Annotated in this window: 18 protein-coding genes and 1 pseudogene; 11 read left to right on the top strand and 8 right to left on the bottom strand. The window is 61.9% G+C overall.

All coding sequences use genetic code 11. From position 1 onward, the window contains the following. Positions 1-98: 98 nt before the first annotated feature. Positions 99-1,067, bottom strand: coding sequence for a helix-turn-helix transcriptional regulator (locus CXK91_RS08930; RefSeq protein WP_103456061.1), 969 nt, complete (start codon positions 1,065-1,067; stop codon positions 99-101). 173 nt (positions 1,068-1,240) lie between these two features. On the opposite strand from CXK91_RS08930, the gene CXK91_RS08925 reads away from it, so the two are divergent. The 6 genes from CXK91_RS08925 (at position 1,241) to CXK91_RS08900 (ending at position 8,555) form a co-directional block, all read left to right on the top strand. Continuing rightward, complete coding sequence (locus CXK91_RS08925) at positions 1,241-3,379, top strand: TonB-dependent siderophore receptor (protein WP_103455802.1); 2,139 nt, start codon at positions 1,241-1,243, stop codon at positions 3,377-3,379. Between the two features lie 54 nt (positions 3,380-3,433). Next, complete coding sequence (locus CXK91_RS08920; RefSeq protein ID WP_103455801.1) at positions 3,434-3,754, top strand: DUF2218 domain-containing protein; 321 nt, start codon at positions 3,434-3,436, stop codon at positions 3,752-3,754. Beyond that, positions 3,751-4,701, top strand: a complete 951-nt coding sequence (locus CXK91_RS08915) for an alpha/beta hydrolase (RefSeq protein WP_103455800.1) — start codon at positions 3,751-3,753, stop codon at positions 4,699-4,701. Before CXK91_RS08920 ends, CXK91_RS08915 begins: the two co-directional genes overlap by 4 nt. 104 nt (positions 4,702-4,805) lie before the next feature. Further along, positions 4,806-5,252 carry a DUF2147 domain-containing protein gene (locus CXK91_RS08910; protein ID WP_103455799.1) on the top strand — a complete coding sequence of 149 codons (447 nt, stop codon included), beginning with the start codon at positions 4,806-4,808 and terminating at the stop codon, positions 5,250-5,252. A 74-nt stretch (positions 5,253-5,326) separates the two neighbouring features. After that, positions 5,327-6,382 (top strand): serine hydrolase domain-containing protein, encoded by a 1,056-nt coding sequence (locus CXK91_RS08905; protein ID WP_103455798.1) that lies wholly within the window; start codon positions 5,327-5,329, stop codon positions 6,380-6,382. A gap of 232 nt (positions 6,383-6,614) precedes the next feature. Beyond that, positions 6,615-8,555: a methyl-accepting chemotaxis protein gene (locus CXK91_RS08900; RefSeq protein WP_103455797.1), complete on the top strand. Its 1,941-nt coding sequence runs from the start codon at positions 6,615-6,617 to the stop codon at positions 8,553-8,555. A gap of 21 nt (positions 8,556-8,576) precedes the next feature. On the opposite strand, the gene CXK91_RS08895 is transcribed toward CXK91_RS08900, so the two are convergent. Together CXK91_RS08895 and dcuS are read right to left on the bottom strand one after the other, a co-directional pair. After that, positions 8,577-9,302 carry a response regulator gene (locus CXK91_RS08895; protein ID WP_103455796.1) on the bottom strand — a complete coding sequence of 242 codons (726 nt, stop codon included), beginning with the start codon at positions 9,300-9,302 and terminating at the stop codon, positions 8,577-8,579. Then, entirely contained in the window at positions 9,299-10,906 is a 1,608-nt protein-coding gene (gene dcuS, locus CXK91_RS08890; protein ID WP_103456060.1) for a DcuS/MalK family sensor histidine kinase, read from the bottom strand. The genes CXK91_RS08895 and dcuS overlap by 4 nt, the downstream gene beginning before the upstream one ends. Before the next feature lie 245 nt (positions 10,907-11,151). Between dcuS and CXK91_RS08885 the strand changes: the two genes are divergently transcribed. Next, positions 11,152-12,465, top strand: a complete 1,314-nt coding sequence (locus tag CXK91_RS08885; RefSeq protein WP_103455795.1) for a 2-hydroxycarboxylate transporter family protein — start codon at positions 11,152-11,154, stop codon at positions 12,463-12,465. Positions 12,466-12,535: 70 nt separating this feature from the next. On the opposite strand, the gene CXK91_RS08880 is transcribed toward CXK91_RS08885, so the two are convergent. The 3 genes and pseudogenes from CXK91_RS08880 to CXK91_RS08875 form a co-directional block, all read right to left on the bottom strand. Continuing rightward, positions 12,536-14,173, bottom strand: coding sequence for a methyl-accepting chemotaxis protein (locus CXK91_RS08880; RefSeq protein ID WP_103455794.1), 1,638 nt, complete (start codon positions 14,171-14,173; stop codon positions 12,536-12,538). 511 nt (positions 14,174-14,684) lie between these two features. Next, the gene (locus tag CXK91_RS23050) at positions 14,685-14,789 is read right to left on the bottom strand and encodes a hypothetical protein (RefSeq protein WP_332823398.1); all 105 of its coding nucleotides are present in this window, start codon (positions 14,787-14,789) and stop codon (positions 14,685-14,687) included. 4 nt (positions 14,790-14,793) lie between these two features. Beyond that, positions 14,794-15,015, bottom strand: a pseudogene (locus CXK91_RS08875) (GTP-binding protein); the annotation flags it as partial. A 477-nt stretch (positions 15,016-15,492) separates the two neighbouring features. Between CXK91_RS08875 and CXK91_RS08865 the strand changes: the two are divergent. From CXK91_RS08865 to CXK91_RS08850, 4 genes are all read left to right on the top strand, one after another. Then, complete coding sequence (locus tag CXK91_RS08865) at positions 15,493-16,524, top strand: helix-turn-helix transcriptional regulator (protein ID WP_103455793.1); 1,032 nt, start codon at positions 15,493-15,495, stop codon at positions 16,522-16,524. After that, a complete protein-coding gene (locus CXK91_RS08860) occupies positions 16,521-17,030 on the top strand; it encodes an SMI1/KNR4 family protein (protein ID WP_103455792.1) in 510 nt (169 codons plus the stop codon). Before CXK91_RS08865 ends, CXK91_RS08860 begins: the two co-directional genes overlap by 4 nt. A 10-nt stretch (positions 17,031-17,040) precedes the next feature. Next, entirely contained in the window at positions 17,041-18,699 is a 1,659-nt protein-coding gene (locus CXK91_RS08855) for a hypothetical protein (RefSeq protein ID WP_103455791.1), read from the top strand. An 87-nt stretch (positions 18,700-18,786) separates the two neighbouring features. Next, the gene (locus CXK91_RS08850; RefSeq protein ID WP_103455790.1) at positions 18,787-19,989 is read left to right on the top strand and encodes a hypothetical protein; all 1,203 of its coding nucleotides are present in this window, start codon (positions 18,787-18,789) and stop codon (positions 19,987-19,989) included. An 829-nt stretch (positions 19,990-20,818) separates the two neighbouring features. Here the strand turns inward: CXK91_RS08850 and typA are convergent. Both typA and thiI read right to left on the bottom strand, forming a co-directional pair. Next, the gene (gene typA, locus CXK91_RS08840) at positions 20,819-22,639 is read right to left on the bottom strand and encodes a translational GTPase TypA (RefSeq protein ID WP_103455788.1); all 1,821 of its coding nucleotides are present in this window, start codon (positions 22,637-22,639) and stop codon (positions 20,819-20,821) included. Between the two features lie 167 nt (positions 22,640-22,806). Then, the gene (thiI, locus tag CXK91_RS08835) at positions 22,807-24,261 is read right to left on the bottom strand and encodes a tRNA uracil 4-sulfurtransferase ThiI (protein ID WP_103455787.1); all 1,455 of its coding nucleotides are present in this window, start codon (positions 24,259-24,261) and stop codon (positions 22,807-22,809) included. Positions 24,262-24,386 lie beyond the last annotated feature (125 nt).

Genomic DNA, 24,386 nt, shown 5'->3' with positions numbered 1-24,386 from the left:
TGCAGGCATCAGACAGCCCCAGGTAGTTAAGTTAAAGCAAGGGGCAACATCGGCAGAGAGGCATATTCCAAGAGTAGCGGCTCTACCGCAAAACGACCTCAGACCCGCGCCCTGACATTCCGCGGACTGATACCGAACTGGCGCTTGAACGCCGTAGCGAAGTTGGCCGGGCTGTTGTAGCCAGCGCGCCAGGCCGCCTCGTTTACGCTGGCACCCTCACGCTCCAATGCCTCGCGGGCCAGTTGCAATCGGCGGGTGCGTTGGTACTCGAATACCGTCATGCCCTTGAACAGACGGAACTGCCGTTGCAGCGTGGTGGCATTGACGCCGATGTCCCGCGCGATGCGCTCGAGGGTCCAATCATCGGCTTCGCCGCTGTCGAGCAGCGCGAGAAGGCGCTGCAGGCGGCGATACTCCTGCGGGCGCAGACCCTGTATCGCCGGCGTCTCGGCGCCGTCCAGGCTTGCAAGGGCTTCGCAGGCGATGTCCAAGGCGCGGCTTTCCAGGTAAAGGCCCTCCAGCAGAGGGTCGTAGCCCGGCGGGCTGAGCATCTGGTCGGCCAGCGTCAGCAACCGCGACGACGGTTTCCAGAGGCGCGGCGCCAGGTGGCTGTTCATGAAGCGACGGATTGCGCTGTCGGTACTAGCGCCCCCCTCTCCGCGTCCTTCGAACCAGTCCGGCGTCAGGCTCACCACCAGCTTGCGGATATGACTGCCGCGGCGGGCCTGGCGGCGGAACAGCACCGGCTCGTTCATCGACACCGCCACACCCTCGGGCGCCCGCCGCGACGCAGGCTGGCCGAGCGTCAGTGACAGGTCGCCATAACTGACTTGGCTCTGCCCCTGCAGAAAAAGCACGAAGGAAACCCGCGGACCAACGATGTTCTCGGTGACGAAATCCTGCAATTCATCGCAATCGGACCAATGCAGCGACAAACCATCGCGCAGCTGTGCCCACTTCACCCTGCCGTAGAACAGCCTGTCATCGTCCGCGTTGGGCAGACGCAAACCCGTCCTGCTCATGGCCGGCAGCTCATCGCCACGGATGATGTGATCAGCTTGATTCATGCAGCGCTGCACCTCGAACTGACGGGTTTGCAAAGCAAATGTTCGGCCTCGCAAAGGTTTGCGAAGCGACCGGATGGCAGACTACGCGCCGACATCTTTTGATGCAAATCATTATCATTAAGTAGCGCGAACGTTTGCCAACACGTCATCGCCTGCTGCGCCAGGAGCCGCCCATGGACAGAATTCTCCGCACCTCAAGCCTCAGGCCATTGTTGCTCGCCGGCCTACTCGCACCATTTCCGCTGAACGCCCTCGCGCAGAGTGTCGCTGCCCGGGCCGAGCCTGTGCAGTTGGAGAGCATCACCGTCGAAGGCAACCGTCTGTACGACATGCCCTCGTCGGAGCAGGGCGGAGGCTACACGGTGCCGGCCGCAACGGTCGGCACCAAAACGCCAGCCGAGCTGCGCGACATTCCGCAGTCGATCAGCGTTTACACCAGCGATTACATCCGCGACCGCCAGTTCGTGAACCTTGATGACCTGGCCAAGTACTCAACCGGCCTGCGTACGCTGAGCAACGACAGCGGTCGTTCCTCGATCTATGCGCGCGGCTACGAGTACGACGAATTCAATATCGACGGTCTGCCCGCGCCGATGGCCAGCATCAACGGCAGCCTGCCTTCGCTATCGCCATTCGATCGCGTCGAGGTCATGCGCGGCCCATCCGGGCTGTTCAACAGCACCAGTGAGATGGGCGGCATCGTAAACATGGTGCGCAAGCGCCCGACCAGCGAGTTCCAAGGCAGCGTGACCGGGCGCTACGGCAGCTGGGACACCAATTATCTGGAAGCCGACCTCTCCGGCCCGCTCGATGAAGAAGGTCTCGTTCGCGGCCGCACCGTCATCTCCCGCGCCGATACCAATGGCGAGGTCGACTACAACACCAATACCAGCGAGAGTTTCTACGGCGCGCTGGACATTGATCTATCCGACGCGACCGTCATGTCCTTCGGGCTGATCCACCAGACCAAGGACATCCTCCCGCACAACGGCTACCCGGCTGCCATCGACGGAAGCCTGGAAGACTTCAGCCGCTCGACCTACCTGGGCGCCGACTGGGGCGACTTCGATAGCCGCAGCACCGATGTCGTCGCCGAGCTGACCCATCGTTTCGACAATGGCGGCTACGGCCGCGTGGCGGTGCGCGGTTCCAAGCGCGCGACCGATTATCTCTATGCCTTCACTGCACGCAATGTGAACAGCGGCGCCACCAGTCTGGCCTACACTGCCCGCAACTTGGAGCAGGACACGCTCGCCGTCGATGCCAACTACAGCCAGCCGTTCGAGCTGCTTGGACAGGTCAGTGAGTTCGTCGTCGGCAGCGACTTCAAGCGTTACGACACCGAGTACGCCGACGCCCGCGGCAACCTTGGCGCCATAAACGTCGCCGGCTACCAGCCAAGCGACATCAGCAAACCGAATGTCACCTTTGGCAAACCAACCAAGACCGACGAACGCGAAGCCGGCCTCTACGCCAAGCTGACCTTCCGCCCCATCGAGCGCCTGGCGCTGATCGGCGGCGCCCGCGTCAGCAGCTTCGAAGGCGAGAACAGCAGCGCCACGCAGGATGTTCGCGAATCCGGCTATGTCACGCCCTACGGCGGCCTGGTGTTCGATCTGGACGACCAGCACTCGCTGTACGCCAGCTACTCGCAGGTGTTCAAGCCGCAGAGCGAAGCCGGCGCCGACGGCCGCATCATTGACCCGCGCGAAGGCGAGCAGTACGAAGTGGGCATCAAGGGAAGCTATTACGGCGGCGACCTGAATGCCCGCGTCACGGCTTTCCAGCTTACCGACGAGAACCGCGCGGCAGGCGCCATCGATGACACCGGCGCCCCGATCAACGGTGTTTACGAAGCCACCGGCAAGACCCGCATCCGCGGCGGCGAACTGGAAATCAGCGGCTACCTGACCCCGGCCTGGGAAGTGCTGGCCGGCTACACCTACATGAAGACCGAGAACCTGGCCGGCGACGACAATGCGCTGTTCGCTCTGATGCCTCAGCATCAGGCTTCGTTGTGGACTAAGTACACCCTGCCCGGCGGCAGCCTGCGCGGCCTGGGTATCGGCGGCGGCGTGACCGCGATGAGCGACTATTACATCGAACGCTCGGGCAGCCCGCGCCTCAGCGCACCCGGTTATGCAGTGGTCGATGCCAAGCTGTCCTACCCGATTACCGACAAACTGACCGGCACCTTCGACGTGAACAACCTGCTCGACCGCAAGTACGTTTCGCGCGTCGGCAGCGTCGGCACCTTCAACTTCTATGGCCCGTCGCGCAGCTTCACGGTTGGCGCCCGCTACGAGTTCTGATCCACCAAGCCGCCGATGCCCGCGCGCATCGGCGGATGACTTCTGGAGATCACCATGCCCCAGTTTCACGCTCAGGTGGCGACACCCCGCGCGTCCCGCAACATGACGCGGCTGTGCAAACACTTCGCGCACAAGGCCGAGGTTCAGCTGGATGAGCGTCAGGCGCAGGTCGAATTCGCCTTCGGCCAGTGCCGGATGCTCGCCGATGACGAACAGTTGCTGATCGACTGCCAGGCCGAAGCCGGCGAAGCGGAAAAGCGCCTACGCTTCGTCATCGACGACCACCTCCATCGCTTCTCTGGCAACGAGGGATTGAAAGTGAACTGGCTGGATGGGCCACTGCCGTCCAGCCACAGACAGCAGGTCGAGCCATGAAAGGCGCACTGCTCGCCCTGCTGGCCGGTCTGGGAACTGCCGCCGCACCGGCACACGCTATGGAAGAAACGGGCTGGCAGCCGGTTCAGCTGCCGCACAGCAGCCAGCGTGACCTGCATTCGAAAAGCACCGGCAAGAACTACCGCATCTTCATCTCCGAGCCGCGACACGCGCCACCGCCGGGCGGCTATCCGGTGCTCTATGTGTTGGATGGCAACGCTCTGTTTCCGGCCATGGCGATCCAGGCCCAGGCGCTGGAGGATCGGCCCGACCCTAACCTGCGCGATTCGGTACTGGTGGTCGGCATAGGCTACCCCGTTGACGCCCTGTACGACTTCAAGGCCCGCGCCGAGGATTACACGCCCAAAGCTGACGATCGCCAGCGCCTGCCGGGCCGAGAACCGCCGCCATCGGGCGGTGCCGATGACTTTCTGGCCTTTATCGAGCACGAACTCAAACCCGTGATCGCCCAACGCTACTCGGTCGATGTGCAAAGGCAGACCCTGTTCGGCCATTCCTACGGCGGCCTGTTCACCCTCTACACTCTGCTCACCAAGCCGCAGGCGTTTCAGGGCTATGTCGCCGCCAGTCCGTCGATCTGGTGGTACAAGAGCTATGTCGAACGCACACTCGCCGCATTCGAGCGCCAGCTTGCGGACCAGCCCGTCGGTGCGCGCCTGCTGGTCACCGCCGGCGGCGCCGAACAGCCCGCCGCGGATGCCGCCATGGATGACCCGCGCCAGCGCCATATGGCCGAACGGCGCATGGTCGGCAATGCCCAGGATCTGGTTGACCGGCTGCAGCGGCTGTCCAGCCGCGGCCTGCACAGCGAATTTCAGCTGTTCCCGGGAGCCAACCACGGCACCAATGCTGCACACAGCTCGGTCGTTGCACTGACGTTGGCAGCCGCCATCGGCCGCCAGCCATCCCGCGATAGGGACGACTGACCATGGCGTAAGCGACGAGAACCGACCGGTCAGCCGGCCAGGGCCAGCGCAGCGAAATGCCCGGTGCTAGAGTCGGCGTTGCCTTTTCGAACACTGGAGACACCATGCGTACATTGCTCAATGCTCTGCTGCTGGCCCTGCCGCTCTCACTCTCGTCACTGGCCTTTGCCGCCGAATCGCCTGCCGGCCGTTGGCAGACCATCGACGATGAAACCGGCAAACCCAAGTCCATCGTCGAAATCCAGCAAGCCGCCGACGGCACGCTGAACGGCAAGGTCGCCGAGATTCTGAAGTCCAATCACGGGCCGAACCCGGTCTGCAGCGAATGCGACGGCGAGCGCAAGGATCAGCCCATTACCGGCATGACCATCCTCTGGGATCTCAAGCCGGACGGCGAGCAGACGTGGAGCAACGGCACCATTCTCGATCCGGCCAACGGCAAGACTTACCGCGCAAAGGCGAAGATGCTCGAGGGCGGCGACAAGCTGGAGGTGCGTGGCTATATCGGTATCGAGGCCTTGGGCCGCACCCAGACCTGGGTTCGCCAGTAACCTCAGCACGCATCCGCATGCCGGGCGCCAGGCCCAGGGCCGCACCGTGGCGCCGGATAAGGGTCGAACCCTGCATGCCCGCGCCAGCCCAGACCACCTTTCGCCAAACGAAGCCCTGGTACCGCCACGTTCTGTGCGTGGCGATACTGCTTGTCATCAGCCCGTTGGCGGCAGCCAATGCAGAGCTGGCTGCCGTACTCGACCGAGCTGAACGACTGGAGCAGCTGGAAACCCTGATCATCGCCCAGCGTGGTGAGATCCTCGCCGAGCGCGGCTATCGCGGCCACCGGACGACATCAGCCAGCAACATCAAATCCGCGTCCAAGTCGGTGATCTCGGCGCTCATCGGCATCGCTATCGAAAAAGGTGTGATCGAGGGCGTCGAGCAGCCCATTGCCGAATTGCTGCCAGGCGACCTGCCCAGCACACCCGATCCCCGCCTGCGACAGGTGACGGTAGGTAATCTGCTCAGCATGCAGGCCGGGCTCGGCTCGACCTCGGGGCGCAATTACGGCACATGGGTGGCTAGCCGCAACTGGGTGCGCGCAGCATTGGCTCGGCCGTTCGAGAATGACCCCGGCACAGCGATGATCTACTCCACCGGCTCCAGCCACCTACTGTCGGCGATTCTGACCCGCCGCACCGGCCAGTCCACCTTGCAGCTGGCACGGCAATGGTTGGCGCCGCTCGAGGGTTTTGCCATCAGCGCCTGGACGCGCGACCCGCAGGGCATCTACCTGGGCGGCAACGAAATGGCAATGACCTCCCGCTCGCTACTCGCCTTCGGCGAGCTCTACCGCCGCGGCGGACTGAGCGCATCCGGCGAACGCTTGCTCTCAGCCGACTGGATCGAAGCGTCCTGGACACCACGCACGCGCTCACGCTACACCGGTCATGGCTACGGCTATGGCTGGTTCATCACCGAGTTGGACGCAGAGGCAGTGCGCTATGGCTGGGGCTATGGCGGCCAGATGGTCTACGTGGTGCCCGGCCTCGCCATGACGGTGGTGATGACCTCCAACACCATGCAACCCTCGAGCGGCGCAATGGGCCACCGCGATGCACTGCACCGGCTGCTAGGCGAGATCATAGGAGCAGTTCGTAGCGACGCGCAGCCCGCAGAGACATAGGTCCCCACCTTGGCAGCCTGTCCCAGGCGCCTCCCGCGATCACGTCGGCAGAGCGAATAGCCCAAGCCCTGTCTACCAAAGCGCCACTGCCGACGAACGGGCGCTCTGCGCAGGTGGCCCTGTTCAAGTTGCCTCATGCAACGTCGATAAAGAGGTAATCCATGGCAAGCGCCATGGGGATTGCCAGCGCCCCGAGCCCTGGCCCGAGTAGCCTCTTAGGCAGGTCGCGTCCATGAATATCAAGCAAAAACTGACATGGGCGTTTCTGACCATCGCCTCAGTGCCAGTCATAGCTGTAGCCATCGTCGTCATACTCAACGTGAGGGGCGATGCCCAGCGGCAGTTCATCGACAGCAGCAGCCGTGAAATCCGGCAGGTCGAGAACGCCATGAACCTGTTCTTCGAGGGAATCGAGCAGAACGTTGCCTACCTTGCGACGCTGCCCGAAATCATCGAAGCCCGCGACCTGAAGAACTTCAGCGCCGCGGATGCAGCCTCTACGCCTTTGCCTGAGAGCAATCGAACCCTACTCAAACTGTTCGATCATTTCGCCAAGACCCACCCGTCAACCGCCTACCTATCTCTCGGGCACGCCGATGGCTCCTACGCCGGCTGGCCGGAAGATCCGCGGATGAGCAATTACGATCCGCGCGTGCGTCCCTGGTACAAAGAAGCGATAGCGCAGCCCGGGAAAATCGTGCAAAGCAGCGTCTATTACTGGGCGCAAGACGATGTCGTCCTGATCAACGTCGGCCACACGGTGACCAATGCCGCGGGACAGATAGCTGGCGTGTTCGGTCTGGACGTATCGCTCAATCAGCTGACCGACCTGGTCAAGCAGATCAAGCTCGGCGAGAGCGGCTACCTCATGTTGGTCGAAAAAGGCGGCAACGTTCTGGCCGATCCCAGCAACCCCAAGCACAACTTCAAATCACTCTCAGAATTGGGCGGCGCCTACGCCGAGCTGGCCAATGCCAAAGGCCTGCTTGAGGTGGAAATCAACGGCACCACCTACATGGCCAACGTATGGTCGTCAGAGAAGCTCGGCTGGCAGTTCATTGGCCTGATCGAGCGCGACGAAGTCATGTCCGGCGCCAACAGCCTGACCCTGCAGATCGCCATCGTTGCAGCCGTATTGGCCATCGTATTTGCCATGATCGGCGCCGCCTTCGCCGGCCTGATCGTACGCCCAATCCGCAGCGTGGCCGGTGGCCTGGAAGGCATCGCCCAGGGCGAAGGCGATCTCACTCGCAGCCTTGAGGTACGAGGCAAGGACGAAACGGCGATGCTCGCGCGCTGGTTCAATCAGTTCCTTAGCGCAATTCGCGACCTGGTACAGCGCATCGGCAGCGCCTCCACGGCATTGAGCAGCGCCTCCGACAGTGCCACGCGCGTGGCCACCGACATGAATGACGCGGCAGAACGCCAACGCGGCGCCGTAGAGCTTGTTTCTACAGCGTTCAACGAGATGGTAGCGACGGCCAACGAGGTCGCACGCTCGTGCAGCGAAGCGGCCACTTCGGCTGACGCGGGCCAGCGTCAGGTTCACGACGGTCAATTTCAGATCGACGAAGCAACCGGTAGCGTCTCTCAGCTGAGCGAGAACCTCCTGCGCTCGACTCATTCGATGCAGGAACTCGAGCAGGACAGCCGCAACATCAACACTATCCTGGACACCATTCGCTCCATTGCCGAACAGACCAACCTGCTCGCGCTGAACGCGGCCATCGAAGCCGCGCGTGCTGGCGAGCAAGGACGAGGGTTTGCAGTGGTGGCTGACGAAGTCCGCGCGCTGGCCAAGCGCACAGCGGACTCAACTGGCGAAATCGATGGCCTGCTCGGTGGCCTTGCCAGGCGCACTCAGGACGTCACCAAGCAAATGCAAAGCAGCCTGGAGATGTCGAGGGCGAGTGTCGAACGCATCCAGAAAGCGCGCGACAGCTTCGAACACATCCGTGGCTCGGTGGATCACATCCGCGACCAGAACGCGCAGATCGCAACCGCGGCGGAAGAGCAGCACCACGTCGCGGAAGACATCAACCGGCACATCACGCAGATTCACGAAGACGCATTGCTGGTCGAGCAGCTGGCTGGATCGGCACAAACCGACTCGCAGCGTCTGTCAGACCTGTCCGGCGAGTTGCGTGGTCTGGTCGGACGTTTCCGTACCTGATGGACCGTCTGCTGCCTGGCTTCAGCCTTGCGCCAGCCGGACAAGGGCGGCGCGATCCAGGCAGCGATAGCGAAACGAGGGGCGGCCAATCTGGCCGTAGTGGAAGGACTCTTCCAGCAATTGCGCGTCGCTCAGGTGCTTGAGGTATTTACGTACCGACACGCGCGACATGCCGGTCGCGGATAGCAGGGTTTCGCTGGTGAAACCATCTTCGTCCAGCGCCAGGATGGCCTGCGCGACCTGCGCCAATGATGCCGGGGTCAGCCCCTTGGGCAGGTCGCCAGGGCGGCGCACATCCATCGCAGGCGGCTGACTGAACAGCCGATCGATATCACCCTGGCCAAGCTGGTCCGGCAGGCGGGATAAGGCCTCACGCGCTCGGCGGCAGGCATCGACCGCATCGCGAAAGCGCTCGAAGCTGAATGGCTTGACCAGATAATCGCGCGCACCCAGACGCTGAGCAGCACGGACGGTTTCGATCTCCGACGCGGCGGTGATCAGCACGGCATCGGTGTTGCGATCCTCTGCGCGCAGGTAGCGCAGCACCTCCAGGCCGGAGCGGTTGCGCAGGTAGACATCGAGCAGCAGCAGATCCACCGCCTCGCGCTCCAGCACGTCCAGTGCAGCCGGAACGCTTTCGCACTGGCCGACCAGCAGGACGCCATCGAGACGGGCCAGATAATCGACGTTCAGACGCATGACCATCGGATCGTCCTCGACGATCAGTACGCGCATGGCTGCTTTCATGGTTCCACGCCCCCCAAGGCGGTCCGATAGGGCAATTCGACTTCGAACAGGCTACCCCGGCCAGCTTCGGAATAAACCGCCAAGGTGCCACCCCAGGCCTCGACCTGCTCCTGCACCGCAGCCAACCCGATGCCGCGTCGCTCACCCTTGGTCGATACACCCCGCTCGAATAGATGCTCGCGCACAGCAGCCTCGATGCCGGCTCCGCTGTCCTGTACATGCAGTGAGAGCAGTGCTTCATCGTAGTCCAGCGTCAGGTTGACCCGACGCTCATCCCTTTCCGCGGCGGCTTCAAAGGCATTCTCCAGCAGGTTACCGAGGATGGTCACCAGGCCATGGATCTGCTCAGGCGCTACAGCAGGCACCGGATGTTCGACATCCACGTGGAACAGGATGCCGCGCTCGCGGGCTTCGCTCTGCTTGCCCAGCAGGAAGCCCGCCAGCACCGGTTCACCGATACCTTCCACCAGGGCGGTCGCCGGCGCCAGTTGATGATCGGCCAGGTCCCGCAGGTAGGCGCGCAAGGCATCCAGATCGCCCATCTGCGCCAGACCGAAGAGCACGTGCAGCTTGTTCTTGAATTCGTGGGTCGCCGCCCGCAGCGCTTCGGCGTAGCGGCTAACGCCGGTCAACTGTTCGGCCAGCGCATTGACCTCGCTCTTGTCGCGGAAGGTCGCGATAGCGCCGATCACCCGACCCTGATGGCGGATCGGCGCACGGTTGGCGAGGATGGCCAGACCGTTGAGGCTGAACTCGCGATCCAGCTGCTCGGTCGCGCTGGCCAGCACCTCGGGCAAGCCGCTGGTGGGCAGGTACTCGGAAATCGGCCGACCCAGTGGCGGCTTGCCCAGCCCGGTACTGGCCAGCAGGCGCTCTGCAGCGGGATTGACCAGCGTGATGCGCGCCTGCTCGTCGACCGCCAATACACCCTCACGCACCGAGGCCAACATCGCCTGGCGCTCTTCCACCAGCCAGGTGATCTCATAGGGCTCCAACCCCAGCAGCACGCGCTTGATATAGCGCGCCAACAGATGCGCACCCAGGGCGGTGACCAGCATCAGCGCCAGCACGCCGAGCACGACCCCGCGCTGATGGTCTTTCAACAGCTCGCCAAGCGAGGCCAGGGTGACGCCAACCGAGACGGCGCCAATCACTGCGCCTTCGTCGCCCAGGACCGGGGCAAATCCACGAATGCTGCTGCCCAGACTGCCATCGGCGCGCGAGGCGTAGGTCTCACCGGCCAGTGCGCGACCTTCATCATCGCCGCGAAAGGCCTGCCCGATGCGGGTCGGCTCCGGGTGCGTCAGGCGCAGCGCGCGGTGATCCATCACCACCACGAAGTCGACGCCCAGCCGCTGACGCAGTCCATCGATCTCGCGCTGCAGCGGGTTATCAACGGACAAATCGGGGCTCGCGGAGAGCAGTGCACGCTGCACATCGGCACGAGCCGCAACACTCTGCGCCAGGTTGGTCACCCGCGAGGCCTGCCCTTCTTCCAGGGTGTCCTGCAGCTGCACGTTGAACAGCCAGAGGGCGAGCGCCAACGCCAGTACCACCATGACGGCGACCAGTAGCGAGATCAACGTGTTCAGGCGCAAGCGCAAAGTCATTCTCCAATCGTCATGGCGCTGGAAACGCCGCGGTAAAGGGCGGGATCGAGCCAGCCCGGCCATCTTGGGTCAAGTCCGGCTTCGCTTTTTTTAGTTTCGTAATGGTTTTTTAACTTCGCCAAACATTGGCCGCGAAGCATCTCTGCTTAAGGTAGCCGCGCACGGTTGTCCGACCGCGCTTTCGCAACCAATCACCCGTGCGTGCGCCACCTGGCTGCCACGTTCGAAGGAGTACAACAATGAATCGGACCACGCTGAGCGCTGCCGTGCCTGACGGTAGCCAGACCTCATCCCTGCTCTCCCAACGCATCTTCAATCTGCCGCTGCCGCTGTTTGCCATCGCCTTGCTCGTCATGGCCGCGGCCATTGCCACCGATACGCTGCCCACCGGCATGATCGGTGCGCTGCTGGTCATGATGCTGCTCGGCGAGTTGCTCGGCTTCGCCGGCGACCGGTTGCCGATCATCAAGACCTATCTCGGCGGCGGCGCCATCATGGCGCTGTTCGGTGCAGCATCCATGGTCTATTTCGGCTGGCTGCCCGCCGCAGTCGCCAATGACGTCGCCAGCTTCATGAAGGGCGGCGGCTTTCTCGACTTCTACATCGCAGCATTGATCACCGGCAGCATCCTGGGTATGGACGCCAAGGTGCTGGTCAAAGTCGGTTCGCGCTACGCGTTGCCACTGCTCTGCTCGGTGCTGTTCGCCGCTCTGTTCGCGATGGCCGTCGGCGCCCTGCTCGGCTTCTCGCCTCAGGACGCAGTCGTGGTCATCGCCATGCCGATCATGGGTGGCGGCATGGGGGCTGGCGCGGTACCGATGAGCCAGATCTACGAGCAGCTGCTCGGCCAGCCGGCAAGCTACTACATTTCGATCCTGGTTCCGGCGCTGGCACTCGGTAACGTCTTTGCGATCATCATCGCCGGGCTACTCAACGGCCTGGGCAATCGCTATCCGTCCCTGACCGGCAACGGCCAGATGATGCCGGGCGTAGATGTCACTGAGAAGGAGAGCCCGATCACTCTGCCAGCTTTGGGTATCGGCCTGGTTGCAGCACTGAGTTTCTTCGTCGCCGGGCAGATCCTCGGCAAGTTCGTGCCGCTGCATCCTTATGCGCTGATGATCGTGCTGGTGGCGCTGCTCAAGGTATGCAACCTGGTGCCCGAATCGATTAATGATGCCTCCGCGCAGTGGTTCCGCTTCGTTGCGCGCAACTGGACCTTCGCCCTGCTGTTCGGCATCGGCGTCGCCTTCACCGACCTCGGCCAGGTAATCGACGCCATCTCGCTGACCTATGTTCTGATCGTCTTCGCCGTGGTTGCTGGCGCAGCCTTTGGCGCGGGCCTGGTGGGCAAGCTGGTGGGCTTCTACCCCATCGAGTCGGCGATCACCGCGGGGCTGTGCATGGCCAACATGGGCGGCACCGGCGACGTCGCGGTGCTGTCAGCAGCCCGCCGCATGTCACTGATGCCCTTCGCGCAGATCTCCTCGCGCCTGGGCGGCGCACTGATCCTGCTGATCTCCAGCGTCGTGGTACCGCTGTTCTTCACCTGATCGGACCATCAGGAACGACAAAAGCCCCGGCCTTTGCGGTCGGGGCTTTTTCGTTCAGACGCCGGAGACATCAGCCGCGAAAGTAGCCAACCTTCCGATTCAGCTCCTGGGCCAGCGCAGTCAGGTCCTGGCTGGAAGAGGCGACCTGATTCGACGCAGCCGAGCTGGCGACTGTCGAGTCGTGAATCCGCGTCACGCTCTGGTTGACCTCCTCGGCCACTGCGCTTTGCTCCTCGGAGGCCGTCGCGATCTGTGCGTTCATTTCGTTGATCGAGCCCACTTCCTGGCGAATGTTGGCCAGCGCATCTTCAGCCTGCAGCGTCTGCGCCACGGTCTGCTGAGCCAACTGCTTGCTCGACTGCATGACCTCCACTGCTTTGCCCGCACCGGCTTGCAAAGAGGCGATCATCACGCTGATTTCGCTGGAGGACTGCTGCGTACGATTAGCCAGGGAGCGCACCTCGTCGGCCACTACCGCAAAGCCGCGGCCATGCTCTCCAGCCCGAGCCGCCTCGATAGCTGCGTTTAGGGCCAGCAGGTTGGTCTGCTCGGCGATGGCGGTGATCACCTGCAGGATCTTCTCGATGTCGCCGCTTTCCGCCGATACCTGATTGACCGTCTCGGTAGCGCTCTCCAGAACCTTGGCCAGGTTCTGAATGGACGCGGCTGTTTCACCCACGATGCGAGTTCCGGTCTCGACCTGCTCGTCGGCGCTCTTCGCCGCGATGGCAGCCCGGGCGGCGAAGCTGGCGACCTCGCTTACGGTCGCCGCCATCTGATTGATTGCCGTGGCGACCTGTTCGGCTTCTGCCGATTGACGCTGGATCTGCTGATTGCTGTTCGCCGATGAGACGCGGAGCTCGCCCGATGCCACGCCAACCCCATCGGCGGCGGCCCGCACCTCATCGATGATCGCGGTCAAGCGGCTGGCCATCTTCGCCGTGGCGCCCATGACGCTGTCCGGATAAGGCGTGACGATCACCTGTTTCAGGTCACCATCGGCCAGATTGCCAATCACCCGAGCCACCTCGTCAGGCTCGGCACCCAGCGTCGAGCGAAGCTTGCGGATGATCAGCACAGCGATCAGCGCACCGAGCAGCACCGCCACCCCCGTCACCGCGACGATCAGCGTGAGAAAGCCGCTAGCGGTGTCACGCACGATGGTGACGTCTTCAGTGATGCTCAGCTCCTGATGGTCGATGAATGCATTGATCAGGCGCAGCCACTCGGAATACGCCCCTGCGACGCTCTCCAGCAGGAATCCATAGGCCCGATCCGAGCCCTCGTTGAAGCGCCGTTCGACCACCTGCCGCGTCAGCTCGTTGGTTTTCGCTTCGATCCCTTCGATCTGCATCATCAGCTGCTTTTCGACAGCATCGGCGGAGGGTTGCGCGAGCATCGCCTTCATCAGCACCGCCGAGTCGGCGTACAGCTGCGCCAGTCGCTCGATTTCGGCGACTTGCGCCCGGGCAAAAGTCGGATCAGCAGCGCTGACGGCGTCGCGAACGGCAATCGCGCGATCATGCACGCTGCCTCTGAAGTTGATCGCATACCGTTGCTTCAACCCGGCCTGGGCACTGATCTGACTCATGCTCCGGTCAATCACGCCAACCTTCAGCGCACTGACCACGGCTACAGCCACCATCAGCGCCAGAATCACGAAGAACCCCAAACCCAGGCGTGCGGATACCGACATCTGCTTGTTCATGAAGCATCTCTCCTAGCCAGGCTGCGAGGCAGCCAATGCGGTCAGCCGTTAATTGGCCGACGCTGATCCAAGCCGGGCCAAAACTTGTACAGCACAGTGTCATATTGGCATTATTTGTACAAGTTTTTATTAACACCACTCTTGCTCACACCAAGCAGAAAGGGCTCAACAGCGCATCAACATCTGCTGCTGCAGCCTCAACGGCGTACGCTATAGAGGTTTTGTATAACTTTTCCGTCGCAGAAAGACTCGCTTGAGCGAATGTCCTGGAGGCTCGCCTAGATCACCCTCCGATCACCAACCAAGCTCAGCAGGAGCAGTTCTCAGCTGGCTCAGCAACGACCTGGATGCTTGCGACGACCACACGGAAGCTCTCGCTGCCGCGCGGGCAGCTCAGGCAAAGCCCGTGGTGTATGGCAGCGATGCCAGATCGCTCGAGCAACGACAGCGAGAGAATCCGCAGAAAGCAAAAAGGCGCCCGAAGGCGCCTTTATGTTTTCCGCAACGGGATTTAGACCTTGCTGCGCTCGAAGCGCTTGCGGTCGTTCTCGTTGAGGTACTTCTTACGCAGACGGATCGACTTCGGCGTCACTTCGACCAGTTCGTCGTCGGCGATGAGCGTCCCTGTTGTTGTGGCCCATGCCGGCGATTCCGTTCAGTGCACTGGCGTAGAGGATCGGGGCGTCGAGGCTCGTCGGTGACGCGGAGGTTGTCGAACAGGTCGAAGATCTGGTCGATGACCCAGTCAGGTCGCGCGCCCGGACGGTCGATTTTGTTCACACGACGATCGAACGCAGGCCGGCCTTGCAAGCCTTCTGGGTCACGAAGCGAGTTAATTTCATCAAACGCCTGGACAAGGGCATGAGAAACGTCGCCTTAATCAGCGACCCTGACGGCTACTGGATCGAGAGCGTCCAGGCCGATTTGCTGGGCGAGAGGGGTCGCAACTGAAGCCGGAACGCAAAGGATTCGAGAACAAAGGCGCCCACAGGCGCCTTTGTACGTTGTTGGCCTTGCATGATCGCAGTATTCGCCACAGGCCACCGACGCTTTACGCAACCCTCGCCCCGCCCAACAAACAACGGAACCCGCTAACGCGACATGAACTGTTGTGCGGCTGCGCCATGCTTGTTTCCGGCTCCCGTCGTCAGAGATGACGCCTACCTGCCAGCTGTCACTTGCCAATACCCCCGCCTGTCGAATGCGGAAACCACCGGCTGAAAATAGAACATGGCGAGTAGCCATCAAGCAGGATAAGCTTGCCATGTTCGTGGCGTCACGTATCTGGCAGTTACAGGAAATATGTAAGGTAGTAACCCATGTCCGAAGCGAAGGATACGCTACTCAGGCTGTTCACCTTGTTGCGCCTGATTCCCGAATACTCAAGATATGTTTCCTCTCCCACGCTGCTGGAAAAACTGCATGAGCGTGGATTCTCGGTGGATCTGCGCACCGTCCAGCGGGACCTGAATCGACTCTCCATCCCCTTCTCGCTGATCAGTGATGAAAGTAGCGGCCGTTATCGCTGGAGCCACACCAAGGACACCCCGCTCGACCTCAGAGACATGGAGCCGTCGACGGCACTCGCGCTCGTCCTGGCCGAAAGTCATCTGAAGAGCTTGCTGCCGCAGTCGGTCATCAATCTGTTGGGTCCGCAGTTCAACAAGGCACGCAATTACTTGGAAGACCTCGGCCAGAACGATCTCGCACACTGGGCGCGCCGTGTGCGTGCCCATCCCAACGGCAAGGCCCTGCTGCCCGCCCAGGTGCATGCCGCTGTCTGGCGAGAAGTGTCGACCGCCCTGCTGGAGCGCCGACGGCTCAGGGTCTCCTACCTCAGCCGGAGCAAGGCCGAGCGCAAGGAGCTGCCGCTGCACCCCGCTAGCCTGGTTTCCCGGCACTCCATCAGCTACCTGATAGGCACCGTCGACGGCTATGGCGACCTTCGCCAGTTCGCGATGTATCGCATCCAGCAGGGTGAATGCCTGGAGGCCGCCGCCGATTGCAGCGAGCCCCTCGATGTCGACCATTACATCCGAAACGGCTTCAATGCCTCGACCCTGGTAGGCGATGTGGAGCTGGTAGCGGACGTGTCACCACAGATCGCCTGGCTCCTCAAGGAAACCCCGCTGAGCACCGACCAGAGCCTGGAACCACTTGCCGAAAGCGACTGGCAGCGCCTGCGCGCTCGGGTCCCGCAGGATCAGGAAACGCTCTGGTGGATATTCGGGCTGAACGACAACATCCAGGTTCACGAAGCGACGGTATGGCAAACACAGATCCGCTCCAAACTGGAACTGATGCGTCGTCGCTACGAAGCGACGGCGCCGGCCCTCAAGGCAACACCATGAACGAGCTCTGGCAACACCTGGAAGACTGGCTGGCCACAAATGATCCGGCTCGTCAGGCAGACCTCAACCCTCCGGCTGGCGACACCGCCATAGCGGCTCTGGAACAACTGCTGGGCAAACCCTTGCCCGCTGACTTCACCGCCTGCCTGAAAATCCATGATGGCCAGCGTGGCCAGGCCGGCTGGCTGTTCGACGACTACGAATTCCTCTCGAGCCGGCAGATCACGCTGAGCTGGTCCGCCTGGACGGCCCTGCTGGAAGGTGGTGACTTCGCCGCGCGCACCCCCGAATCCGATATCGGCATCAGAGCGTCCTGGTGGGACAAGGAATGGCTGCCCTTCGCCTCCGACGGCGGCGGCGATTATCTGTGCCTGGACCTCGCTCCGGCCGATCAGGGCCATTACGGGCAGGTGATCGAAGTACTTCACGACATGCCCCTGCGCACGCTACTCGCACCCTCCTTCGCCGACTGGTTCGGTAATTTCATCATGCGCAAGACCGCCTGAGATAACTCCCATGGAAACTACGCTCACCACGATGACGCGCGAGCAGCGCCTGCAGAAGCTGTTCGACGACTGCCAGCAGCAGGTACTTTCCCAAGTCATCGGCACGTTCGGCCTGTCCACCGCCATGTTCAAGGACGTCGACCGCAACGGCGGGAACGTCACCACGCTTCATAACTTCGCGCGCGAAGACGACGACTACGTCGCTACCGACTCCGACAAGAAACTCCACGAACACTCGCGCAAGAAGTACGACAAGCAGGTACGCGCCGAGTACGAGATCAAGACGCAGGAAAACGCCGATACGGCAGGCGGGAAAACCTGGAAAGACAAGCGCGACGAGCGGATAGCCCAAGGCCGGGACGAGTACACCGGACAAACCGTGCGCGCCGACGGCACAGTGGAGCTGAAGAACGGAGAAGAAGCGCGTGCCGAACTGGATCACGTCGTCTCCATTTCGGAAACGCACAGCGACCCCAAAATGCATCTCGCACTTGGGCAGGTGTCCGAGGACGGCGAGACCGTAGACGTCAGCCGCATTCGTGAAGTGGTCAACAGCGATGAGAACCTGGCCCTTACCAACCAGCCCCTCAACGGGTCGAAAGGCGACGAGGACCTGCGCGAGTGGGCTGCCAAGGAACGTGAGAACGGCGAAACCAACGCGCAGAAATTCGGCGCGGATGAGGAGCTGATCCAGGAGAAACACGATACTGCCCGCAAGCACATCGATAGCACGGCGAACCGGGCACTGCTCAAGAAGCAGGCCACGGAGCTGCTTGCTACGGGCGGCAAACAGGCCGCTTTGATGGGGGCTCGCCAAGCGCTTGGCATGTTGCTGACCGAGTTGGTCAACGCTCTGTTCAACGAGGTGAAAGCGCTCATCCGGCATGGCGTCGAATTGGGTGAGTCGCTTTTGAGGAAGATCGGCCAGCGCCTGATGCATGTGGCCGAACAGGTGGCACGGAAGGTGCCGGCGGCGCTCTCGCAGATGATCCAGGGTGGTGTCAGCGGTTTCGTCAGCAACCTGCTGACCTTCCTGCTGAACAACTTCCTGTCCACTGCCAAGCGCTTCGTCAGCATGATCCGCGAAGGCCTGCTTGGCCTGTTCCGTGCGGCCAGGATGATGCTCTTTCCACCCGCACACATGACCCAGGCCCAGGCCCTGCAGGAAGGCCTCAAGCTTCTCGGCACCGTGGTGATCAGCTCGGTGGGCATCCTGCTGTCGGAAACGGTCGCCACCTTCATTGCCACCATTCCCTTCCTCAAGCCCTTCGCCGACTTGCTCACGCCCGTGCTGGTAGGCATCGCCAGCGGCCTGCTGTCGTCGTTTCTGGCGTACCAGATCGACTGCCTCTTCGATCGCCATGCCCGGGGGGAGCGCCTGCTCGACGAACTGATAGCTGATGCAGCGAGGCGAGAGGTCTTCGCCGCCGAACTGGTGACGCTATCCGAAGCGTCGCTGGGCAATGTCGAGCGCTATACCCAATCGATTGAGCTGTACCGCCAGACGGGCGCAACCCTGGGCAATGCAGGCCTTGCATCAGCCGCAGCACTGGCCAGCCTCGACAGCGCCGTGGCCAGCACCCGAGAACAGGTCGAGAAAAGCCGACGCATGATCAATTACATCGACGAGAGCCAGGCAGAAATCGACGAATTCCTGAAAACCCTCTGAACCAACCCACGCGGACTCATCGCGCGAAGGGCGTGATGCACCGCGTATTCGACCGCCCCAACCCACGCAGCCTCGACAGGACAGCCAATGCCCCTCGAAACAACAGCGCCCGCCGTCACCAAGTCTGGCGCGGAAAACTCCCAGGAACTGCAGATCGTGCAGGCATTTTCCAACCTGAGCGTGCCCGAGCGAATCATCCAGCAGAGCAACATTAAGGAATTGCTGCACGGCCTCAACGACGACCAGCAGAAGGTCCAGTCCGAAGCCAAGCGCCTGGCCAAGCTCAGGGAGGAGAAAAAAGAGGGAAACTTCGTCGGCAACTGGTTCTACGGCCGCAGCGACAAGATCCAGGAAGCACAGTTGGACCTCAATGCCTCGATCGGTCAACTGACGCAGAAATCGTCCCAGTTACTGGTGGTCAACACCGCCATCTCCAAAGTACTGAGCGACCAGCAGAACCTTCTGTTGCAACAGCAGAATCTGCTGAAGAAGCAGGCTGAAGAACTCCAGGCGCAGAATGAGAGAATCCTTGCGCAACAGATTCAGCTGGGCGAACAACAGGACGCGATCAATGCCGCGAATCAGGGACTTCTGGAAGCCAAGGGCCTGACTCAGGAGCAGGCACAGAAACTGGTGGGCTGCGTACGTCTAGTGACCGAAGCCGAACAACGGATCGACAGCGCCGGCCAGGCATTGCGCAACAACCTGGAACAACAGATGGAGGAAGTTGAAAAGCACTGTCTGAATCGCTTGGCGGCGGGGCTCGATGAGGTGGAGCGGCGCCAGGTGGAAAACGAAAGGCGCCTGGCCGATGCGATGGACGTACAGGCGCAGCAGAACCGCACCGAGCTCACCCAACTGGCAGAGGAAAATCAGACGTTTCACAAGCAGCTTCTGCAGGATGCACAAGCGTTCGAGGTGCAACAGAGCGAACGAGCTGCATCACAGGACAGCCGCATCGCTACGTTGAGCGAACAGCATGCCGCCCAGGCTGAAAGGCAGGACCAGTGGCAGCTGGCTCATAGCCACAGCATGCAGGAACGAATCGAAGCCCACGAAGCCGACGTCAAGCATCGCTCAGCGGCAATGGAAGAATCCCTGGTCCGGTCACTCGAAAGCCAGCGTGAAAACCTGACGAATTCACAGGAGCAGTTGGCCGACCATCTGAGCGCTCTGGTGGCCAAGCAAGCGCTGAGCCTGTCGCATCAGCGCCTGGTGCTCGTCGGCGCCACCGTGTTGTCCATCGCCTCGCTGGGATGGCAGGCAGCGCAGCACTGGGCACTACTCTGAAGCGACGCGGCACGGCCTCTGGGTAGCCAGTTCCGTCTTTCGCCGCGCAGCGGCGAGAGCGGAGGGTGCACCGCAAGCCCCATACCCGACAGCCGTTCTAGCACCCCTGCTGGTCGGGCGGTTTTCTGAGACAACTGAGCCATCGACCGCTCTAGCTGGCGCAGGCCGTCTCTATCTTGCTGCTCGGTGGACATCTCATCCTCTATTTCACGCCGTATCTAGCGACGATGCTTGGAATGACCGACGTTTCCACGGTGAGCGGCCTGCGGTTGCTGATCAGCCTGGCGGCTCTGGGCGGCTATCTGGGCGACTGGCTGGCCGATCACGTCGGTCTCGCCTAGCCATGGTGATTTTTCTCACCTTCTGCCTGGCGCTGCGACATTCCGCTGAGCTTGCACAGCGCCATCTTCATCCCGTGCGTGATGCCCTGGAGACCATCAGCTGTATGGTTTCTCCGGTCGTGCAAAGCTTCCAGCTCCATAGCGCCCCAGCCAGCAGCAGTACCGGAGCCTCCCTGAACACCTCGGCGAGGCACCTTGGGATGGGCCTGGGTGCGGCTATCGGTGGGCTGGCCGTTGCGCTTGCTGCCGTTGGCTGGCCCTTGGATCGGTCTTGGCCTGACGGTACCGGCATTACTCTGTAATTGGCGCTGCTACCTACTAGAGAAGCGCTGCCCAAGGCCCGACCGATGTGTTGATGCCAGCCTGCCATTCGCACCTTTGATCAAAGCCATGCCCCATGGGATTTAAGGCCAGGCACCGCCTGGATTGCAATCACGCCTAAAACAACAAAGGCGCCCGAAGGCGCCTTTGTCTTACTGCAACAGTGTTTAGACCTTGCTACGCTCGAAGCGCTTGCGGTCGTTCTCGTTGAGGTACTTCTTACGCAGACGGATCGACTTCGGCGTCACTTCGACCAGTTCGTCGTCGGCGATGAATTCCAACGCCTGCTCGAGGGTGAACCGGATCGGCGGAACCAGGGCGATGACTTCGTCCTTGCCGGAAGCGCGCATGTTGTCGAGCTTCTTGCCCTTGGTGGGGTTGAGCACCAAGTCGTTGTCACGGCTGTTGATGCCGCACAGCTGGCCTTCGTAGATCTCGTCGCCTGGGCCAAGGAACAGCTTGCCGCGCGCCTGCAGGGTTTCTAGCGAGTAGGTCAGCGCGGTACCGGTGGCCATCGAAACCAGCACGCCGTTCTGGCGGTTGGTCACTTCACCGGCCTTGATCGGGCCGTAGTGACTGAAGGTCGAGGTCAGGATGCCGCTACCCGAGGTCATGGTCAGGAAGTTGTTACGGAAGCCGATCAGGCCACGCGCCGGGATGGTGTATTCCAGACGCACACGACCCTTGCCATCCGGAACCATGTTGCTCAGATCGCCCTTACGCAGGCCCATCTGCTCCATCACCGGACCCTGGTGCTGCTCTTCGATGTCGATGGTGACGTTCTCGTACGGCTCCTGCTTGTCGCCGGCCTCGTTCTCGATGATCACCACTTCCGGACGGCCTACGGCCAGCTCGAAGCCTTCACGGCGCATGGTTTCGATCAGTACCGAAAGGTGCAGCTCGCCACGACCGGAAACCTTGAACTTCTCAGGGCTGTCACCTGGCTCGACGCGCAGGGCAACGTTGTGCAGCAGCTCCTTCTCCAGACGATCCTTGATGTTGCGGCTGGTGACGAACTTGCCTTCACGGCCGGCGAACGGCGAGTCATTGACCTGGAAGGTCATGCTCACGGTCGGCTGGTCGACGGTCAGCGGCGGCAGCGCTTCGACATTGTTCTGGTCGCACAGGGTGTCGGAGATGTACAGCTCGTCCATACCGGATACGCAGACGATGTCGCCGGCTTCGGCTTCCTGCACTTCGACGCGCTGCAGGCCGGAGTGGCCCATGATCTTGAGGATACGACCGTTGCGCTTCTTGCCGTCGGCGCCAATGGCGCTGACCGGCGTGTTCGCCTTGATGGTGCCGCGGGCGATACGACCGATACCGATCACGCCGAGAAAGCTGTTGTAGTCCAGCTGCGAGATTTGCATCTGGAACGGGCCGTTGGCATCGACGACTGGTGCCGGGACGTGGTCGACGATGGCCTGGAACAGGGCATCCATGTTGTCGTCCATCTTCTCGTGGTCCATGCCGGCGATGCCGTTCAGGGCACTGGCGTAGACGATCGGGAAGTCCAGCTGCTCGTCGGTGGCGCCGAGGTTGTCGAACAGGTCGAATATCTGGTCGATGACCCAGTCAGGACGCGCGCCCGGACGGTCGATCTTGTTGACCACGACGATCGGACGCAGGCCGGCCTTGAAGGCCTTCTGGGTCACGAAGCGGGTCTGCGGCATGGGGCCGTCCTGAGCGTCGACCACCAGCAGCACGGAGTCAACCATCGACATCACGCGCTCGACTTCACCGCCGAAGTCGGCGTGGCCGGGGGTGTCGACGATGTTGATGCTGTAGTCCTTCCACTTCAGCGCAGTGTTCTTGGCCAGGATGGTGATGCCGCGTTCCTTTTCCTGGTCGTTGGAGTCCATCACGCGCTCGTTTTCCAGCTCCTTGCGGTCCAGGGTGCCGGACAGGCGCAGGAGTTTGTCGACGAGGGTGGTCTTGCCATGGTCGACGTGGGCGATGATGGCGATGTTGCGTAGATTCTCGATCACTGATTCTTTTCTCTGTAGATAGCTTCAAGCTGGGGCTGGAAGCTGGAAGTAGTCCGGACGACATCAGCCTGTCCGAGGTTGTAACGGCCTGGCCTTGCGATCAGTGCCGGTCGGGAGGGCGGTGGCGGATGCTGCCGCCCAGCAGCCCCGGCTGTTTCACCGATGAGTCAGGCCGGACGATAGACGCGTACATTGACATGCCCCTCGCTCAGCAGATGGTGAGCATGCAGGCGGCTCATGACACCTTTATCGCAATAAAGCAGGTACTGGCGATTTTCATCCAGGTCCTTGAATCGGTTGTTAAGCGCATAGAAGGGTAGCGTCTGTACTTCGATACCGGACAGCTCGAGCGGTTCGTCCTCGGCGCTGTCGGGGTGACGAATGTCGAGGATGACCTGGCCAACACTCGGCTCGGCAACTTCCTCTACTTGCAAATCCTGGCCCAGCTCGTCGATCACGCGGTCGATGGCAACCTGACGGGCATTGGCCAACGCACGCTCCAGGATAGCCATATCGAACTGTTTTTCTTCGTGCTCGATGCGGTAACGCTTGGCCTTGGTAGTCGGATTCACCGAGATCACGCCGCAGTATTCAGGCATGTTCTTGGCGAACTCGGCGGTGCCGATCTCGAAAGCGGTGTCGATGATATCCTGCTTGTGGCTGGCGATCAGCGGACGCAGCACCAGCATGTCGGTGGCCGAATCGATTACCGAGAGGTTAGGCAGGGTCTGGCTGGATACCTGGGAGATGGCCTCGCCGGTCACCAGGGCATCGATATGCAGGCGCTCGGCGATCTGCGTCGAGACGCGCAGCATCATGCGCTTGAGGACGACGCCCATCTGGCTGTTGTCGACCTTCTGTAGGATCTCGCCGACGACTTCCTCGAATGGCACGCTGATGAACAGCACCCGATGCGAGCTACCGTATTTTTTCCACAGATAATGGGCGACTTCCATCACGCCCAGCTCGTGGGCCCGACCGCCCAGATTGAAGAAGCAGAAATGGGTCATCAGTCCACGGCGCATCATCTGGTAGGCGGCGACGGTGGAATCAAAACCACCGGACATCAATACCAACGTCTGCTCCAGCGCCCCCAGCGGATAGCCGCCGATACCGTCATGCTGCTCGTGCACGACGAAGAGGCGCTGGTCGCGGATCTCCATGCGCACTTCGACTTCCGGCGCCTTCAGCGAGATGCCGGCGGCACCGCACTGCTGACGCAGCTGGCTGCCGACATGACGCTCGACGTCCATGGAGCTGAACGGGTGCTTGCCGGCACGCTTGCAGCGCACGGCGAAGATCTTGCCCGGCAGGCGTTCGGCGTAGTGCGCCTTGCACTTGGCAACGATATCGTCGAGATCGCCCAGCGGGTACTCGTGCACTTCCAGGCAATGGGCGATACCGGGCGTGCAGCGCAGCCGCTCGATCATCTCGCGCAGCAGCTTCGGCTCGCCGAGCGCCGTTTCCACCTCGATGTTGTCCCACACGCCCTCGACCCGCAGGCCGGGATCGAGCTCGCGCAACACGGTGCGGATGTTCTTCGCCAATTGGCGAATGAAGCCCTTGCGCACCGGCGGGCTCTTGATGGTGATTTCGGGAAAAACCTTGACGATCAGCTTCATGGAAACAGCGCGGGCGCCGACGTGGCAGGAAAAGAGGGGCGCGGAGTATAGCGGAAACTGCTCAACATTTAATCGGTTTCTTCAAATGCACGGAAACGCACCAAAAGGATGCGCACAGACAGTGT

Origin of the sequence: Stutzerimonas stutzeri (assembly GCF_002909485.1) — a bacterium.
In the GTDB taxonomy this organism is placed as follows: Bacteria; Pseudomonadota; Gammaproteobacteria; order Pseudomonadales; family Pseudomonadaceae; genus Stutzerimonas; species Stutzerimonas stutzeri_AH.
Note: the sequence above shows the minus strand (reverse complement) of the source record. Positions and strands in the feature narration are given on the sequence as shown.